General features: G+C 66.8%; 1 protein-coding gene. It reads right to left on the reverse strand.

Translation table 11 applies throughout. From position 1 onward, the window contains the following. Positions 1–2,229: tetratricopeptide repeat protein (locus tag AC1D00_RS37585; RefSeq protein ID WP_477014147.1), on the reverse strand; the 2,229-nt coding region annotated here is incomplete at both ends.

The raw sequence follows: 2,229 nt of genomic DNA on the forward strand, positions 1-2,229 counted from the left end.
CTCGAGCGCCTCACGAAGTTTACGAATCTTGGTCTCGATATCGCCGATCTTGGCGTTGACGGCGGCAAACGCCACCGCCCCTGACTTCGGCACGGCCCAGACGAAGCTGCCGTTCTGGCCGAAATAGAACGACAGCATGGCCTCGTCGTCGGCCAGCGTCGCACGAATCTCGGCGACGCTCGGCGGCTTGGGCGACACGAGATCGGCGTAGATCGGGAATTTCTGCTTGATCTCCTGGCGCGCCTTGTCGCGCTGGCCGCGCAAGGCGGCAATCGAAGCCTGGATTTGTGCAACGCCTTTCTCGTCGCGTTCCGCCGCCGGAAGCGCGAGCACATTGTTGAGCGTGCCGAGCTGGGCGTTGACCTGCTTGGTCAGATCCTGCGCCATGCGCACGAGCTCGGCGAGCGCCGGATCCTTGGCCGCCGCGCGCGCGCTCGAAGCTGCCAATGCTTGCTGGACCGAGCGACCACGAACGGCATCGGCGAGGCCGAAGGTCTCCTCGCCAACGCTGCTGCCGGTGCCCTCGGCCCGCGCGAGCAGCGCGAGATAGCTTTCGACAATGGTTTGCAGCCGCTGGCTGCGCGCGGCCACCACAGTGGTATTCTCATCGTCGGCGTTTTCGTTCGCGCTCGCCATCATGATCGGGATGGCAGCCTTGAACTCGCGGATCGCCTCGGCATCGCGCCGCGCCCGCATCAGACCGACGGCCAACGTGCCGCGCGCGGAGGCGGCATCGAAATGATTTTCACCGACGCGCCCGACCTGCTTCTTGACGAGCTGCTCGGCCGCCGCAATGCCGGCGTCCAGCTGTCCGGAGTTGTAGAGCGCGAGAATGCGCGACGGATTGAGCTCGAAGACCTGGCGGCGCTGCGGATCCCACTTCGCGATCGCCTGGTCGATCCGCGCAAACATGGCGTTGGCTTCGGCGTTCTTGCGCTGAAGGCTGAGAATGCCGGCGAGCTGGGACAGCAACTGCACCGTCGACTGCGAGTCGTCCGGCACGCCGACGGTCTTGCTGATGTCGAGGGCGACGCGGCCGAGCTGCTCGGCCTCCTCGTAGCGGCCCTGATCGACGAGAATACCGGCGAGCCCCATCACGAAACGCGGCGTCACCGGATTGTACTTGCCGGTGTCMTTCAGCCGCGCCAGCAGCGCCCGGCGCGCATCGACCTCGGCTTCGGCGAGCCGTCCCTGCCGCGCCTTCATGCGCGCCTGGTTCAGGACGAGGCCGTCGACAACCTGGAGCAGCAGTGTCTCTGCAGGCGGATTGTCCAGCTCCAGAACCCCCTTGTTGCCGGCGCGCTTGCGCATCTCGGCGGTGCGATAGGCGGCCTCGGCTTCGGCGAACTGGCCGCGCGCCTCGAAGATCGCGCCGCGCGACATCTCGATCTCGCCTTCCCAGTTCTGGCCCAGCTTGGAATAGCTGGCGCGCCAACCAGGAAGCCCGCTGGTGCGCGCTTCCTGGATCGCGGTCAGGCTGCGACGGAGATAGGCTTCGGCCTGCGGGACGTCGCCCATCTGCAGGAGGATGGACGCAATCGCACGGTTGGCATTGAACACGTAGCCCTTCGCGCCCGGCGTATTGGCCGTCTCGCGCAACAGCTTTTGCATGACCTCCAGCGCGCGCTTGGGATCGCCGGCGAGCGAATACTGCACCGACTGCAGCTGCATCAGACGCCCCAGCAAGTTCGGGCTGACGGCTCCGCGGCCGACCTCCACCGCCYTGTCGGCGTCGGCGATGGATTCGGCGAGCCGGCCGAGTTGCGAGCGCGCATTGGCGYGATCGAAGTAGAATTGCGCGAGATCCTGGCGCGACTCCTTGCCCGTCGGTGCCGCATCGGCATCCGCCTTGAGCTCGGCGATCAGCTTCGCATCGGGCTTCTYGCCATCGAGAATGGCCGTGATATCGGAGATGTTGCGCGGTGGCGCGACGAAATCCTTTGGCAGCGCAGTGCCCGGATCGAGCTTGGGCGCCGCCTCTTTCGGCATTTCGACGGCCACGTTGGCGCGCCCGTTCGCGGCGTTGAGCGCCGCCATCACGCAGGCCCTGACCTGGGGCGATGCCTTGGCGCGGCACCCCTCTATGTCGGCACCGGCCTTGCGACCTCCCTGGGCCTGCATGCACGCGTGCACGATCGGCTTGCCGACGGTCATCCGGCAGTTCTCGATCGCCGCCTCCTTGGTCAGCGCGGCGGCCGAGCCGGCCGATCCCAGCAGGAGGGCAAATGC

This window comes from Bradyrhizobium sp. P2_E8 (assembly GCF_056403875.1).